The following is a 14,017-nucleotide window of genomic DNA, read 5'->3' as shown; positions in this document are numbered from 1 at the left end:
TCACCCCTACTTCTTCGCTGCGGCCTTCTTCGCCGGTGCCTTGCGCGTGGTGGTGCGCTTGACCGGGCCCTTGGCCCGCTTTTCGGCGAGGAGTTCGACGGCGCGTTCCCGGGTCAGTTCCTCCAGCGCAGTGTCGCGGGGCACGGTGATGTTGGTGATGCCGTCGGTGATGTACGGGCCGAACCGGCCCTCCTTCACCACGATGTTCTTCTCCGACACCGGGTCCGGACCGAACTCGGCCAGCGGCGGCACGGCCGCGCGGGCACCGCGCTGCTTGGGCTGGGAGTAGATCTCCAGGGCCTGCTCCAGCGTGATGGTGAAGATTTCCTCTTCCGAGCCGATGGACCGTGAGTCCGTGCCCTTCTTCAAGTACGGGCCGAAGCGGCCGTTCTGCACCGTGATGGGGTTGCCCTCGGCGTCCTCGCCGAGCACCCGGGGAAGGCTCATGAGCTGCAGCGCCTCGTCCAGGGTGACAGCGTCCACGGTCATGGACTTGAACAGCGAGCCGGTGCGCGGCTTGGCCTTGACGGGCTTCTTCGGCGGCTTGGGCTTGCCGTTCTTGTAGTACTCCACTGGCTGGTTGGCCAGCTGTTCCTCGGTCATTTCCGGGATGATCTCGGTGACGTAGGCGCCGTACCGGCCGTTCTTGGCAACGACCGTGTGGCCGGTGTGGGGATCGGCGCCCAGGACCCGTTCCTCGGGAGCAGCGGTTTCCATGAGCTCCACTGCCTTCGCGGCGGTGAGCTCGTCCGGGGCAAGGTCCTCCGGGACGTTGGCACGGGCGGACTCCACCACTTCGCCGGTCTTCGGGTCGACCGTGGGCAGTGAGCTCTCCAGGTAGGGGCCGAACTTGCCGACGCGCAGCGTGATGCCGTCCGCGATGGGCACGGAGTTGATTTCGCGGGCGTCGATCTCGCCCAGGTTGTTCACGATGCTCAGCAGGCCGGGGTCGGCGTCTTCACCGTAGTAGAAGTGCTTGAGCCAGGCGGCACCCACAGCCTGGCCGTTGGCGATCTTGTCCAGGTCGCCTTCCATGTCGGCCGTGAACTCGTAGTCAACATAGTCCGTGAAGTGCTGCTCAAGGAGCCGCACCACGGAGAACGCGATCCAGCTCGGCACCAGCGCCGAGCCCTGCTTCCGCACGTAGCCGCGGTCCTGGATGGTTGAGATGGTGGAGGCATAGGTGGACGGGCGTCCGATGCCCTTCTTTTCCAGCTCGGCGGTCAGGGAGGCTTCCGTGTAGCGCGGCGGCGGCGAGGTCTCGTGGCCGACGGCGGTGATCTCCGAGGCGGTCAGACCGTCACCCTTGGAGACGTTCGGCAGGCGGCGGGCCTCGTCGGAGTCGTCGTCGCCGCGGCTTTCGTCCTTGCCCTCTTCATAGGCGGCCAGGAAGCCGGGGAACGTGATGACCGTACCGGAGGCGGAGAACTCGGCGTCGCGTCCGTCGGCAGCCACTGCGCCCAGCCGGATGGTGGCGGTGGAACCCTTGGCGTCGCCCATCTGGGAGGCGACGGTGCGCTTCCAGATCAGCTCATACAGGCGGAATTCGTCGCCGCTAAGCTGCTTGGCCACCTGGGCCGGAGTGCGGAACGAGTCACCGGCGGGACGGATGGCCTCGTGGGCCTCCTGCGCGTTGGCGGCCTTACTGGTGTAGACGCGGGGCGACTGCGGAACGTATTCGGGACCGTACAGCTCGGCAGCCTGGCGGCGCGCGGCCGTGACGGCCTCGTCGCTCAGAGCCGAGGAGTCCGTACGCATATAGGTGATGTAGCCGTTCTCATACAGCCGCTGGGCGATCTGCATGGTGCTCTTGGACGAGAACCGCAGCTTGCGGCCGGCCTCCTGCTGCAGCGTGGAGGTGGTGAAGGGCGCGGCGGGGCGGCGGGTGTACGGCTTGGTGTCCACCGAGCGGACGCGGAAGTCGGCGTCCTGCAGGGCGGCGGCCAGCGAGGTGGCGAGTTCCTCGTTGAGGTGCGCAACATTGCGCGAGGTGAGTTCGCCGTCGTCGTTAAAGTCCCGGCCGGTGGCCACCTTGGCGCCGTCAACGGCGGCGAGTTTGGCTTTGAAGGAGCCGGCGTCGGCACCGAACTGCCCGGTCAGGTCCCAGTAGGAGGCGGACCTGAACGCCATACGCTCGCGTTCGCGGTCCACCACCATGCGCGTGACCACGGACTGCACGCGGCCGGCGGACAGCCCGCGCGCTACCTTGCGCCACAGCACCGGGGAGATCTCGTAGCCGTAGAGACGGTCCAAAATGCGGCGGGTTTCCTGCGCGTCAACCAGGGCGGCATCGACGTCGCGGAGGTTGTCCATGGCGCGGTGGATGGCTTCCTTGGTAATTTCGCCGAAGGTCATCCGGTACACGGGGACCTTGGGCTTCAGGACCTCCAGGAGGTGCCACGCGATGGCTTCGCCCTCGCGGTCCCCATCGGTTGCGAGATAGAGCGCGTCGGCGTCTTTGAGCTGGGCCTTGAGTTCGGCCACCTTTTTCTTCTTGTCCGGGGACACCACGTAATAGGGCTTGAAGTCGTTTTCGACGTCGACGGCGAACTTGCCCAGGGAGGTTTTCTTCAGGTCCGCGGGGAGCTCGGACGGCTGCGGCAGGTCGCGGATGTGACCGATGGAGGCCTCAACGATGAAGCCCTCGCCCAGGTACTTGGCGATGGTCTTGCTCTTGGCCGGAGACTCCACGATCACGAGTTTCTTGCCGGTTTTGGCCTTGCTTGGCACAGTGCTCCTACAGAAAAAGGTTGCTCGGGCAGATCAGCCCATACTGGCCTAGTTCACCATATTTTGCAGAATTCTGCGCTGTCATGTGGAAAACGGTGGCCGCCGTCACGGCCGTGGCTGCCCACCGCCCGGGCCGGTCCCTGCAGGCCGGCACGCGCCCGTCCGCCGCGCCTGTCAGGTGCTGCCGCGGCCGCCGGAGGCCCCTGGCAGGGTGCGGTCGTCCGGAATCATTGACCACAGTGTGGCGATCCGCTCGGCGCCCGGTGGAATGCAGTTGGGATCCTCCAGCTCGTAGTCCCGGAGCAGCTCAAAGACCCTTTCCGTCAGTTCACTGCGCTGCTCGGCGGTCAGATAAAGAAGGTTGTTGGCGAGCAGCACAGCCGACGCCGGCTCGGCGGACTCACCGCGCTTGCGCTGTTCGTCGCGGGCCCGGGCATAGGAGCTGGCGCGGCGCCGGAATGCGTCCAGTTCGAGGTCGATCACCGCGAAGTCCGGACCGGCCACCGCCCCGCCGGAGTTGATCGCAAAGTCCGTGCCCGCCGCCTTCCACCGGCGTTCACGGGCGTCGGCCGATGCCTCGGCGGGGACCACGATGCCCCACTTCTGCAGTGCCCGCAGGTGGTAGCTCATCGCACTGGGGGTGAGCCCGGTCTGCTGGGCAAGTTCCGTGGCCGTACGGCTGGACTGCGTGGAGTACAGCTCGGAGATAACCTCCAGGCGGGCGGCATGGGCCAGGGCCCGGATCGCCTTGGGGTCAGTGATTTCCACCTTCTTTTCCGGCCGGCTCCTGCGACGCGGCGCGGCTTCCGGCGCCGGTCCCGGGGACGGCGTGTCAGTACTCACTTCATCAGTTTACGCAGCACCAGGGAGCTGTGAAAGAAATGCTTGATATCCGCGGCCCCGGCCCGGTCGGCTTGCCCCGGAAATACTAAGCATGCTTTGCTTACAGGCGTAAACAGACCTCCCGCAAGCAGTTCGCGGCGGGGCCGCCAGTGTTGGCAGCCCCGTGAGAAGCCCAAAGGATGACCATGATTACCCTCGACGAAGACACTTTGATGCCGGCAGCCCCGTCCGCCGGAGAACGGACAGGCTCAAGCCTGGACGCGGGCACGGCCACCGACAGCTCCCTGCTGGCGGCAACGGGCACCCCGCGGCACTGCCGCCGGTCCATGAAGCGTCTGGATCAGGAATTCTCTTTGGAGATGGCCATTCGGGTGGACGGCCAGCGCCTGATCCGCTCCATGAAGGCCGTGGGGGCCGCCGACGCCGTGACCTACCGCTGCATGTGCGGCTTCACCATCGACGTCCCTGCGCCGGGGATGGGCCGCGCACTGATTAACTGAATGCGCCTGCTTAACTGAGAGCGCCTGCGCGCTCCCTTCAGTCCGGAGAAACAGGCAGCAGGAATCCGTCCCGGACCAGATTGGCCACGTCGGTCAGCAGGCCGCTGCGGAAGGCATCGCCGTCGAACCCCTCCATCCCGCCCAGCAGCGCCTCAAGGGCGCCGATAATCTGCCCGGCCGTCAGGTCGCCGTCGCACGCGGAGACAAAGCCCGCCAGTTCGGTGCTCAGCAGGTTGGTGCGGCGGAGGCCAGCTCCCTGGCGCAGCAGGATGACGCCGGGGTGTTCGGCCCCGGGGCGCTGGTGGCGCTCCTCGGTGACGTCCTCGGCCACCAGAAGGTGCGCCGCCGTCACGTCGTGGGCCGCCAGCCAGTCGGCCCGCTCCACCGCCGCCCCCAGATGGGGCCCGACAGGCTGTTCAATCGGATAGGTGATCTCCTCGAACCGGCGGATCCGCCGCTCACCTGCCGGCCGGCGCAGGAAGACCATGCCGAAGCCGATCCCGCCGACATTCCGCGACGCGAAGTCCGCCAGGTACGCGGCATAGGCCTCCTGGTAGTGCCGGCGGTCCCGGCTTTCCGAGGCGTCCTGCAGCCAGGTCTCGGCGTACTGCTCCGGCCCCACCTGTTCGCGCTGGATGAACCACGCGTCCGTGTCCCGACCGGCCCAGCTTTGCGGCCGCTCATCCCACGCCGCACCCTCCGGTATCTCCCAGTTGCCCAAAAGCTGGGCCGTTCCGCCCGGGGCTAGCACCTCGGGCAGGGAGCGGATGAGCGACGCGACGATGTCGTCCCCCGGCAGGCCGCCGTCGCGGTAGGTGAACTGGTCGGCCGCGGCCTCCCCCGCGGTGCGCGGTGTGATGACGAAGGGCGGATTGGACACGACGAGGTCAAAAACCTCGCCGGCAACAGGCTCGAGGAGCGAACCGAGCCGCAGGCTCACCCGATCTTCCGGCCGCGCCGGATCAATGGCCAGGGCTTCGGCGTTGAGCAGGAGGTTGAAACGCGTGAATGCGAGGGCACGCTCCGAGATGTCAGTGGCGGTGACGTGGCCGCTGTGCTGCAGGAGATGGAAGGTCTGGATGCCACAGCCGGTGCCCAGGTCCAGTGCTCTTTCGGCAGGGCGGCGGATGGTGGTCTGGACAAGGGTGGTGGATGCCTGCCCGATGCCCAGGACGTGGTCGTGCCGGAGGACGCCGGGCCGCTGGTGCGCGGCGAGGTCGCTGGCCACCCAGATTTCGACGCCGCCATTCCCGACCGACTCCCAGCCGTAGGGGCGCAGGTCAGCGTCGGCGGCCACCTCGCTCCCCGTGATTTTCGCCAGTCCAAGCGCCGCCAGGCCTTCGGCGCGGGTCCTGGGCAGCGCGCCGTCGAGCACCTCCACTTCCTGCGGAACGGCCAAAAGCCAGAAACGCACGACGGCGGCCAGCGCTGCGGTGCGCGGCCCGCCGGCGGCTGCTGCTTCAGTCGCGATCAGCGCCGGGATGAGCTGATCCCGGTTCAGGGCCGCGTACGCGGAGTCCCCCAGCAGGTCCGCTACACCCTCGAGGGTGTAGCCCACCCCGCGGAGGTCTGAGGCCAGCGCCTGCAGGAGGTCGGGCAGGTCGCTGCGCGGTGCGTCGGGAGTGTTGCCGGCGGTGAAGTGCATTGGTTCGGTCACCGGCCAAGTCTATTTCCACTGTCATCACTACCGTCCGCGCCTGATTATTGTCGGCGCCTGAAGCTACAGTTGGGCCATGCTCGCAACCCAGGCCGTGGCGGCCGATCCCGATTGGCTGCGGTACGCGGCGGCGTTCGCCCCGCTGCTGGCCGCCGTCATTGCCGGCTGGATCGCCTGGCGCACACTCGCGCAGCGCCGCGGGGCGGACCGGCGAGACCAGTGGTGGAAGCGGACCCAGTGGGCCATCGACCTTGCCATGGACCGCGATTTCAGCAGAGCAATCGTGGGCCTGGTCGCACTGAAGCACCTTGCGGCCAGTGACCTGTGCACTGACGAGGACTACGAGATGCTGGACAAGATCGGTGGCGCCAAGATCGATGCCCTGACCCTGTCCGAGGAGAGTGCCAGGCGCGAGGCTGCGAAAACCCAACCCACGGAACGGCAGCGGCCGGAACCGCAGCCCCCACACCACGAAACTGCGGTACCGCCCGGCACCGCGGCGCGGACCACGGTCATCCCCGTGAGCTTGGAGTCCCGGGGCAAGCAGGTGCTGGTGACCTCCGCAGGCGTGGCCAAAGTGCTGGCTGAGGCAGACAGACTTGTCTCTTTTGTGGCCTCGCGGCGGAGCGGGAGGAGGGGATCGGAAACCAGCAGCACCTCAAACGGGTAAGTTTGAAGTCATGCCTGACCGTTCTCCTCTGATTTCCCGTGCCCTGAGCAGGGCGGCCGCGTCCGCCGTCATGGTTCTGGCAGTTGCTGCCTGCTCCCCTGTGGTGTCGATCGAAAATGCCGATGTTCCGCAGTGGCGGGCCACCGCGCTGCCCTCCGACGGCCAGGCAGTGCTGGAGGACGCCGGCAAGATCCTCAACCGGGACCGGATCATCCAGACGGCGGCCAGCGTTCCGGCGGGCGACTACACGCTGACCATTACCTGCGACGGCGGCGGGAAGGCGTTCTTCGCGGTTACGCTCGCCGGCAGGGAACTGGCGGAAGCCGGAGCGGCCTGCAACGGCAGCCTCGAAACCGCATCGATCACGGTACCGAAGGCCGGGCGAATGGAGATCAGCACCTCCAGCGTGGACGCGCCGCTCCTGTACGCCTACCACCTGGTTCCGGCGCGCTAATCCGGGACCCCATTGGCGGCGGGGCCGCATGGATCCCGCAGCTCCGGGACAGCCAGGGAGAATTTTTCCCGGGATTGCCATCTGTACCGGCGCCTCCTGCAGGCCTAAAGTCGGGGTATGCCCACGGTGCGGATGGCCTCCGCGCATCGTTTCCTGGGGCGGTCGCGACGCACGCTTTGGCTGCGGGCGCCGGCAGCCGCCGTCGTGCTTTTCTTTGTGCTGGTGGCAGCCGTCCTGGGCGGCTGTGAATACAGCTACGACGACGGCCGGGGCGAACTTCCGGATGATGCCGGCCCCGTGGTGACGGATCCCGTGTTGCCGCGTGATCCCCTGGAGAACGTGCCGGTGTCGGGCGAGGAGCTCACCGAATGGGCGAAGGAAGTCATGCCTGACGCCGAGGGACAGGTTTTCAATACGAACTACGGCAGCGTTGAAAGGGGACACAGCAAGACGGAGTCCACCAGCCAGCTGCCGAGCGGCACGTACTCCCTCACTCTCGCCTGCCGGAGCGAGCGCCGGGTCTCATTCACAGTCCGCGACGCCGAGTTCGCCCTGGTTGACCTGAGCCTCCGTTGCGGCACCTCCCGCGTAAATGTGGTGCACCTGTCCAAGGACTCCGTGCTTCGGGTGACGGTAGAGGCGCGCTCGGACGCCAATTTCGCCTACCGGATCAGCCGGATCTGACGCACCGGCTTTACCGAGGTCCCTGCAGTTCAGGCGGCGCAGCCGTCCGGGCAGCGCAGCGTCTCCGGGTCGGCCGCACACGTGGCGCAGTACAGGGTGAGCGTGCGGCAGCTCGGGTTCGAGCAGTTCTCGAACTTGCTCGTGGGCGCCTGGCACCGGACGCACTCGCCGATGGTCTTGGCATCCTCGCTGAATTCGAGGTGCATGCGCTTGTCGAAGACGTACAGGGAGCCTTCCCAGAGGCCCTGGTCCTTGAACTTTTCACCGTAGCGCACGATGCCGCCGTCCAACTGGTACACCTCTTTGAAGCCGCGGTTCACCATGAGGCTGGACAGCACCTCGCAGCGGATGCCTCCCGTGCAGTACGTGACGACGGGCTGGTCCTTGAGATGGTCGTACTTGCCGGAGTCGAGCTCGGTGATGAAGTCGTGGGTGGTGGCGACGTCAGGGACGACGGCGTCCTTGAACTTGCCGATCTGTGCTTCAAAGGCGTTGCGGCCGTCAAAGAACACGACGTCCTGGCCGCTGGCCTTCCTCGCGTCGACGAGTTCGTGGAGTTCCTCGGGCTGCAGATGGGTCCCGCCTCCCCGGACGCCGTTTTCGTCCACCTTCAGTTCGCCGGGCGCACCGAACGAGACGATCTCGTCGCGGACCTTGACGCTCAGGCGGGGGAAGTCCTCCGCACCGCCGTCGGACCACTTGACGTCGATACCGTGGAAGCCCCGGTATTCACGGGTGGTTTTCACGTACTGCTTGACGGCCCCGATCTCCCCGCCGACGGTGGCGTTGATGCCGTCCTTGGAGATGATGATCCGTCCGGTCAGGCCCAGCTTTTCGCACAGGGCACGCTGCCAGAGCCGAACAGCGTCCGGGTCCGCAATGGGAGTAAAGCCGTAAAAGAGTACGATTCGGTTCAAAGCCACGTATTTAAGGGTACTTGGTGGCCGCCGGGGACGGATTCGGACCCGGGAAGAGCCTCCTATCACAATTGCATAAGCAAGCGCCCAAGCCCTGTTGCTTATGACAGCGCTGGAATACTCTCATCACATGACGCCAGAAGCCATGGTTGGAGACATCACTCATCTGCTTGAAGTCTGGGTAGCCGGTTGGGCTGGTTGCCGGGGCTATGAGACGCGTACCGAGGGACGGTTCCCCGCCGCCCTGCGCGCGGACACGACCGGGGACTGGGAATACTTCGCCTCTGATCCTACGGACGCCGAGTTCGCGGACCTGGCGGCAAAGACTGCCGAGGCCCCCAAGCGGGTCCTGACCATCCTGACCAATGATGTGGGACGCTACAAACTCCTGGCTGAACAACACAAACTCAACGCCACATCAGCGTCCCAGACCATGATGGTGGTGGACATGGAAACCCAGGACTCAGAGGACCCGTGGCTTTCGGACGACGATCTGTCCCTGAAAACGTGGGAGTCTGACGGTGTCCACTTTGCCGAAGTACGATCCGGCGACACGCTGGCCGTGAGCGGCCGCGTGGTGGTCATCAACGGCACCGCGGTGTTCGACAAGATCGTCACCGAACCCTCCTTCCAGCGCCGGGGCCTGGGCAGCTTCATCATGAAGGCGCTGGCAGCGCAGGCGTTTTCGCACGATGTGGAGGACGGTCTCCTGCTGGCATCCCTGGACGGGCAGAAGCTGTATTCACATCTGGGCTGGTCCTCGGTGTGCCACGTCCTGATGCTCTCCGCTTCCGATGAGGGCTCCGACCTCTCCGTGGTCTGACCCTCCGCCGCATCGTCCTCCATACCGGGTTCCGTAGCGGGCGGCTCGTCTGCGCCGTTCGCCGTTCCGTGCCGGCGATTTTTGCCCGGATGAAACAATGTTGGGGTGAACCCCCATGACTCGCTGATTCCGTTGCTGGGCCGTGGCCCGGACCCGGAGCAGCTTCGGCATGTGCGGACCATTCCGGCCCGCAACGCCGTGCACGAACCGTGGCCGGCCTGGGCACACCCGGACCTTGTCGCGGCCTACGGCAAACTCGGCATCCATCAGCCCTACCGGCATCAGATCCGGGCGGCGGACATTGCCCACGGCGGCGGACACGTCGTGATTGCAACCGGGACGGCGTCCGGGAAATCCCTGGCCTACCAACTGCCGGCGCTGGATGCGATTCACCGGTCCGAGCTACGCGTCCTGTCGGACCCCGGAAAAATCCACGACGACGGCGCGGTGACGCTCTACCTCTCCCCCACCAAGGCCCTGGCTGCTGACCAGCTCGCGGCGATCCGGTCCCTGAACCTGCCTACCGTCCGGGCTGAAACCTACGACGGCGACACCGACCAGGCCTCCCGCCGCTGGATCCGCGACCACGCGAACTTCATTCTGGCTAACCCCGACATGTTGCACTTCGGCATCCTGCCGAACCATGCCTGGTGGGCGGGGTTCTTCCGCCGCCTGCGCTACGTGATCGTGGACGAGGCGCACAGCTACCGTGGTGTCTTCGGCTCCCACGTGGCCAACCTGATGCGCCGGCTGCGGCGCATCTGCGCTTACTACGCGGCCGATGGCAGCTCCGCCGGACCGGTGTTCATCGCGGCGTCCGCCACCGCTTCCGAACCGGAAAAGTCCTTTGGCCGGCTCATTGGCGCCCCCGTCCAGGCAGTCTCGGAAGACTCATCGCCGCACGGGTCCACGACAGTGGCGTTCTGGGAACCCGCGCTCAGCGAAGTGCGCGGCGAAAACGGGGCCAAGGAACGCCGGACCGCAGTGGCCGAGACCGCCGACCTTCTCGCGAACCTTGTCTCGTCTCGGGTCCGGACCATCGCCTTCATCAAGTCCAGGCGCGGCGCCGAAACCATCTCTTCCATCACCAAGCGGCTCCTGGACGAAGTCGACCCAAGCCTGCCGCAACGGGTGGCGGCCTACCGCTCCGGATACCTCCCGGAGGAACGCCGAGCCTTGGAAAGGGCGTTGCGGACCGGGCAGTTGCTGGGCATTTCGAGTACTTCGGCCCTCGAACTGGGCATCGACATCTCAGGGCTCGACGCCGTGCTGGTGGCGGGCTGGCCCGGCACCAGGGCCTCCCTTTTCCAGCAGATCGGCCGGGCGGGCCGCGCCGGACAGGACGCCATTGCCACCTTCGTGGCCAGCGATGATCCGCTGGACACTTACCTGGTCAATCATCCGGAAGCCATCTTCGATGTGTCCGTTGAGGCGACTGTGTTTGATCCGTCCAACCCCTATGTACTGGGGCCGCACCTCTGTGCCGCGGCGGCTGAGCTCCCGCTCGGCGTGGCCGAGCTGCCGTTGTTCGGAGCCACAGCCGAGAAACTCCTCGGGCAGCTGGTGGCACAGGGGTACCTGCGGCGGCGCCCGGCCGGCTGGTTCTGGACCCACCCGCAAAGCGCGGCCGCCATGGTGAACCTGCGGGCCGACGGCGGCGGGCCGGTGAGCATCGTGGATGCCGACACGGGTTCGCTGCTGGGAACCATGGATTCGCCGCAGACGCACTACCAGGCCCACACGGGGGCCGTGTACGTCCACCAGGGCGCCAGCTACGTGGTGGAGGACCTGAACGAGGACGATCACTGCGTGGTGGTACGCCGGGCCAACCCCGACTACTACACGACTGCCCGGGACATCACGCAGATCGAGGTGCTCGAGACCCAGCGGACGGAACAGTGGGGTGATGTTGCGGTGCACTTCGGGGACGTCAAGGTCACAACGCAAGTGGTCTCCTTTCAGCGGAAGGCCCTGATATCCAACGAAGTCCTGGGCGAGGAACCCCTCGAACTGGGAGCCAGGGACCTGTTTACGAAGGCCGTGTGGTTTGTGGTGGAGAACCGGTCGCTCACAGGCGCCGGACTCATCGAAGCGCAGTTCCCGGGAGCCCTTCACGCGGCCGAGCACGCCGCCATCGGACTGCTGCCGCTGGTTGCCTCGAGCGACCGCTGGGACATCGGCGGGGTTTCGACGGCAATCCATGCCGACACCGGTGTGCCGACCATTTTCGTGTACGACGGGCACCCAGGCGGCGCTGGCTTTGCCGAGCGGGGCTTCGAGAAAGCCAAGGTGTGGCTGTCGGCCACGCGGGACGCGATCGAGGCCTGCGAGTGCGAATCCGGATGCCCCTCCTGTGTCCAGTCGCCGAAATGCGGCAACAAAAACAACCCGTTGGACAAGGACGCAGCCGTCACGCTGATTGATGTCCTGCTGAAGGACGCGCGGGACGCGGCAGCGCCACAGGAATCCAGGGCGGACGCGGCGGCGCCGAACGCGGTCTAGGGAAACGAACACGGTCCGGGTGGCGAACAGCGCCTCTGTCAGGGCGGCGGTCCCGCCCTGGCACGGCCGGTGGCGACGCCCAGGAGGGGCCCGGCAGGCAGCTCTGTGCTGACTTCGACGGACTGGTCGCCTCCCGCGGTGCAGCTGGTGAGCGTTGCTTTGTGGCGGGCAGCCACCGCGGCAGCCACGAGGCAGGGCTCCCCCGCTGAAACACCGCGGAGCGCGTCAGCCGCGGCCAACGCGGCGAGGTCGGCCGCGGCGGCGGCCCTGGACGCTGCTGCCGACGCCTGCGCCAGCAGCAGGAGCAGGGACATGACCATGACAACCACCATGCCGAGCCCCGCCGCCAGCACAGTGCCTGATCCGCGTTCGGAGCCGACTCCCAGCACCCGATTCCTGAGCCGCCCAAGGGGCCGTTGGTGCTGCTCAAGGGGCTGTTTGTGCCGCCGGTTCACAGGGGCCGCCCGGCAGGAACGCCGTGACCAAGCCCGGCCGGTGCCGCCCGCACCGTCCCCGGAGGCGGGGCCGATGCTGCCGTTTCGCTGCGCGCCTCGGCCCTGGCGGTCAGAGTCCAAGGCACCATGCGTCCCACGGGTCCCGCCGCCCGGTCGGACACTGTGACGCTCATCCATTCGCCGCCGGGCATCACTGCCGACGACGCCGAAGGACCTGCCAGCTTCCGCACAATACCGTCGACGGCGGCGGGGTCCTCGCCCCTGGCGAGGGCCCTGGCGCCAGCCCGCGCCGCATCCTCCAGCCTCAGCTGGGTGATCCCCGCCGCAGACCCCGCCAGCAGCATCGCCAGAAGCAGCAGGACCGCCGGAAGAGCGACCGCAAACTCAGCGGTCACCGCACCGCGGCTGTTCCCGTCGTCGCTCTGGGCGGCGCTGGCCTTCCCCTGTCCGCGGCTGCCGGCCTCATCTTCTGTTGCGTTCCTGTGCTGCCGGCAGGACACAAGTCCGGCCGTCTCCGGGGTCTGCGGAGCGGGTGTCACGGCAGGGCCAGCGCCGTACGGATCAGGTTGAGCAGGAAGCCACGGACTTCGTCGCTTCGCAGGATGAACACCAGGATCCCGGCGAAGCCTACCGCCGCCAGCGTGGCGATGGCATATTCGGCAGTCGCCATGCCGGCTTCCGAGCCCATGAGACGCCTGCGTGGCCCTGGCTTCACCCGTGGTGCCATGCTGGCTCCCGGGTAGATCTCCAGCACATCGGCATCTTCGGATTCCTGGTGCAAGGGCCGGGCAGCTTCACCCGAGGTGTGGTGGTTGAGGGACATGAATTTTCCTTTCTGGAGTCCCGGCGAGTTGCCGGTGCATTCGACTCTCCCGTCCGCCGCCCGGACCGGTAAGACTTGACCTTCCCTAAGTGGAAAAGCGGGCAGATCGGCCGCATGTGGAGGGAGAGTACCTGTGTATCCGCGGCGGCCGCACGGGCAGTCTGCCCGGGCGGCAACGTCGAAATACGAGGGAGCGGTAATGCATGGCAGCGCTACATACGTGGCAGTGCAAAACGGTTTGTGGCGTCAGCTTGACGGGGAAAAAAGCGCAAGAGATTGCGGCGCGGCCTCACGCACCAACCGTGCTTCGCTGCGCGAAAAGACTCAGCTGCCTGAGGGGACTCAGCTGCCCGAAGGGACCAGGGCGAGCAGCACTGGAACGACTCCGAGGCATATGAAGGCCGGCAGTGAACATAGCCCCAGCGGAACCACCAGCTTGACTCCAAGGGAGGCCGCGCGCTTCTCCGCGGCCCGGAAGCGTTCCCGCCTCATTCTGGCGGCCTGGGCATAAAGGATGGACGATGACGGCGCACCAGTCAGCGCGGCGAAGCCCAAGGCATCCCGCAGTGCGAGTATCTCCGGCGAGCGCACGTCTGAACTCCGCCAGGCCGTCTCCCAGTCGGCGCCAATGGCCATGGCTCCCACGACCGGCCGCAGGGCGCGGCCGTACTCGGGTGCGGCCGCGGCGGCCACCAGTTCCAGGGCTCGTCCGATACCCGCACCTGCATGGAGCATGGCGGCAATCAGTTCGAGCATCATGGCGACATCGCGCAATCCTGGGGACTGCGCTGCCCGATGCTGAGAGTCCTCGTCCTTATCCGCAATGCCGTTGCCCGCCGCCCCGCCGCGCTGGCGGAGGAGGCCTGATCTCCCGTGAGCGGTTCGACTGAAAGCCAGGCCTGCGGCGGCAGCGAGTGCCAGGGAGATAAGGGCAGCCGCCAGAACCGATCCGCTCATTG

Annotated in this window: 14 protein-coding genes; 6 read left to right on the top strand and 8 right to left on the bottom strand. The window is 66.8% G+C overall.

What is annotated here, in order from left to right; translation table 11 throughout:
* Positions 1-6: 6 nt before the first annotated feature.
* Positions 7-2,730 carry a type I DNA topoisomerase gene (topA, locus tag CXZ05_RS05640; protein ID WP_102971646.1) on the bottom strand — a complete coding sequence of 908 codons (2,724 nt, stop codon included), beginning with the start codon at positions 2,728-2,730 and terminating at the stop codon, positions 7-9.
* A gap of 174 nt (positions 2,731-2,904) precedes the next feature.
* Positions 2,905-3,573, bottom strand: a complete 669-nt coding sequence (locus CXZ05_RS05635; RefSeq protein ID WP_102971645.1) for a helix-turn-helix transcriptional regulator — start codon at positions 3,571-3,573, stop codon at positions 2,905-2,907.
* Between the two features lie 185 nt (positions 3,574-3,758).
* Here CXZ05_RS05635 and CXZ05_RS05630 point away from each other — a divergent pair, with 185 nt between their 5' ends.
* A complete protein-coding gene (locus tag CXZ05_RS05630; protein ID WP_146033056.1) occupies positions 3,759-4,073 on the top strand; it encodes a hypothetical protein in 315 nt (104 codons plus the stop codon).
* 37 nt (positions 4,074-4,110) lie between these two features.
* Here CXZ05_RS05630 and CXZ05_RS05625 read toward each other — a convergent pair whose 3' ends face one another.
* Positions 4,111-5,718, bottom strand: a complete 1,608-nt coding sequence (locus CXZ05_RS05625) for a methyltransferase (RefSeq protein ID WP_102971643.1) — start codon at positions 5,716-5,718, stop codon at positions 4,111-4,113.
* Between the two features lie 88 nt (positions 5,719-5,806).
* Here CXZ05_RS05625 and CXZ05_RS05620 point away from each other — a divergent pair, with 88 nt between their 5' ends.
* The 3 genes from CXZ05_RS05620 (at position 5,807) to CXZ05_RS05610 (ending at position 7,538) form a co-directional block, all read left to right on the top strand.
* Positions 5,807-6,400 carry a hypothetical protein gene (locus CXZ05_RS05620; protein ID WP_102971642.1) on the top strand — a complete coding sequence of 198 codons (594 nt, stop codon included), beginning with the start codon at positions 5,807-5,809 and terminating at the stop codon, positions 6,398-6,400.
* A 10-nt stretch (positions 6,401-6,410) separates the two neighbouring features.
* Complete coding sequence (locus tag CXZ05_RS05615; RefSeq protein ID WP_102971641.1) at positions 6,411-6,854, top strand: hypothetical protein; 444 nt, start codon at positions 6,411-6,413, stop codon at positions 6,852-6,854.
* Positions 6,855-6,971: 117 nt separating this feature from the next.
* The gene (locus tag CXZ05_RS05610) at positions 6,972-7,538 is read left to right on the top strand and encodes a hypothetical protein (protein ID WP_102971640.1); all 567 of its coding nucleotides are present in this window, start codon (positions 6,972-6,974) and stop codon (positions 7,536-7,538) included.
* A gap of 29 nt (positions 7,539-7,567) precedes the next feature.
* On the opposite strand, the gene CXZ05_RS05605 is transcribed toward CXZ05_RS05610, so the two are convergent.
* The gene (locus tag CXZ05_RS05605; protein ID WP_102971639.1) at positions 7,568-8,461 is read right to left on the bottom strand and encodes a rhodanese-related sulfurtransferase; all 894 of its coding nucleotides are present in this window, start codon (positions 8,459-8,461) and stop codon (positions 7,568-7,570) included.
* Between the two features lie 124 nt (positions 8,462-8,585).
* Between CXZ05_RS05605 and CXZ05_RS05600 the strand changes: the two genes are divergently transcribed.
* Positions 8,586-9,278, top strand: a complete 693-nt coding sequence (locus tag CXZ05_RS05600) for a GNAT family N-acetyltransferase (protein WP_102971638.1) — start codon at positions 8,586-8,588, stop codon at positions 9,276-9,278.
* 105 nt (positions 9,279-9,383) lie between these two features.
* Positions 9,384-11,780 carry a DEAD/DEAH box helicase gene (locus tag CXZ05_RS05595; protein WP_102971637.1) on the top strand — a complete coding sequence of 799 codons (2,397 nt, stop codon included), beginning with the start codon at positions 9,384-9,386 and terminating at the stop codon, positions 11,778-11,780.
* 38 nt (positions 11,781-11,818) lie between these two features.
* On the opposite strand, the gene CXZ05_RS05590 is transcribed toward CXZ05_RS05595, so the two are convergent.
* The 4 genes from CXZ05_RS05590 to CXZ05_RS05575 all read right to left on the bottom strand — a co-directional run bounded on the left by CXZ05_RS05590 (position 11,819) and on the right by CXZ05_RS05575 (position 14,015).
* On the bottom strand, positions 11,819-12,169 hold the full coding sequence (locus tag CXZ05_RS05590) for an Rv3654c family TadE-like protein (RefSeq protein ID WP_102971636.1): 351 nt from the start codon (positions 12,167-12,169) through the stop codon (positions 11,819-11,821).
* Between the two features lie 62 nt (positions 12,170-12,231).
* On the bottom strand, positions 12,232-12,774 hold the full coding sequence (locus CXZ05_RS05585) for a TadE family type IV pilus minor pilin (protein ID WP_308410993.1): 543 nt from the start codon (positions 12,772-12,774) through the stop codon (positions 12,232-12,234).
* Positions 12,771-13,058: a DUF4244 domain-containing protein gene (locus CXZ05_RS05580; protein ID WP_102971634.1), complete on the bottom strand. Its 288-nt coding sequence runs from the start codon at positions 13,056-13,058 to the stop codon at positions 12,771-12,773. The genes CXZ05_RS05585 and CXZ05_RS05580 overlap by 4 nt, the downstream gene beginning before the upstream one ends.
* 342 nt (positions 13,059-13,400) lie before the next feature.
* Complete coding sequence (locus CXZ05_RS05575) at positions 13,401-14,015, bottom strand: type II secretion system F family protein (protein ID WP_102971633.1); 615 nt, start codon at positions 14,013-14,015, stop codon at positions 13,401-13,403.
* Positions 14,016-14,017: the final 2 nt, after the last annotated feature.

This window comes from Arthrobacter sp. AFG20 (assembly GCF_002892795.1).
Taxonomy (GTDB): Bacteria; Actinomycetota; Actinomycetes; order Actinomycetales; family Micrococcaceae; genus Arthrobacter.
The sequence above is the reverse complement of the archived record's forward strand: the minus strand, read 5'-3'. Positions and strand labels throughout refer to the sequence as shown.

Bases quoted from the DNA above. Each gene is read 5' to 3' on its own strand.
- CXZ05_RS05630 (WP_146033056.1), top strand. From the start codon at position 3,759: ATGATTACCCTCGACGAAGACACTTTGATGCCGGCAGCCCCGTCCGCC.
- CXZ05_RS05625 (WP_102971643.1), bottom strand. From the start codon at position 5,718: ATGCACTTCACCGCCGGCAACACTCCCGACGCACCGCGCAGCGACCTG.
- CXZ05_RS05620 (WP_102971642.1), top strand. From the start codon at position 5,807: ATGCTCGCAACCCAGGCCGTGGCGGCCGATCCCGATTGGCTGCGGTAC.
- CXZ05_RS05615 (WP_102971641.1), top strand. From the start codon at position 6,411: ATGCCTGACCGTTCTCCTCTGATTTCCCGTGCCCTGAGCAGGGCGGCC.
- CXZ05_RS05610 (WP_102971640.1), top strand. From the start codon at position 6,972: ATGCCCACGGTGCGGATGGCCTCCGCGCATCGTTTCCTGGGGCGGTCG.
- CXZ05_RS05600 (WP_102971638.1), top strand. From the start codon at position 8,586: ATGACGCCAGAAGCCATGGTTGGAGACATCACTCATCTGCTTGAAGTC.
- CXZ05_RS05580 (WP_102971634.1), bottom strand. From the start codon at position 13,058: ATGTCCCTCAACCACCACACCTCGGGTGAAGCTGCCCGGCCCTTGCAC.
- CXZ05_RS05575 (WP_102971633.1), bottom strand. From the start codon at position 14,015: ATGAGCGGATCGGTTCTGGCGGCTGCCCTTATCTCCCTGGCACTCGCT.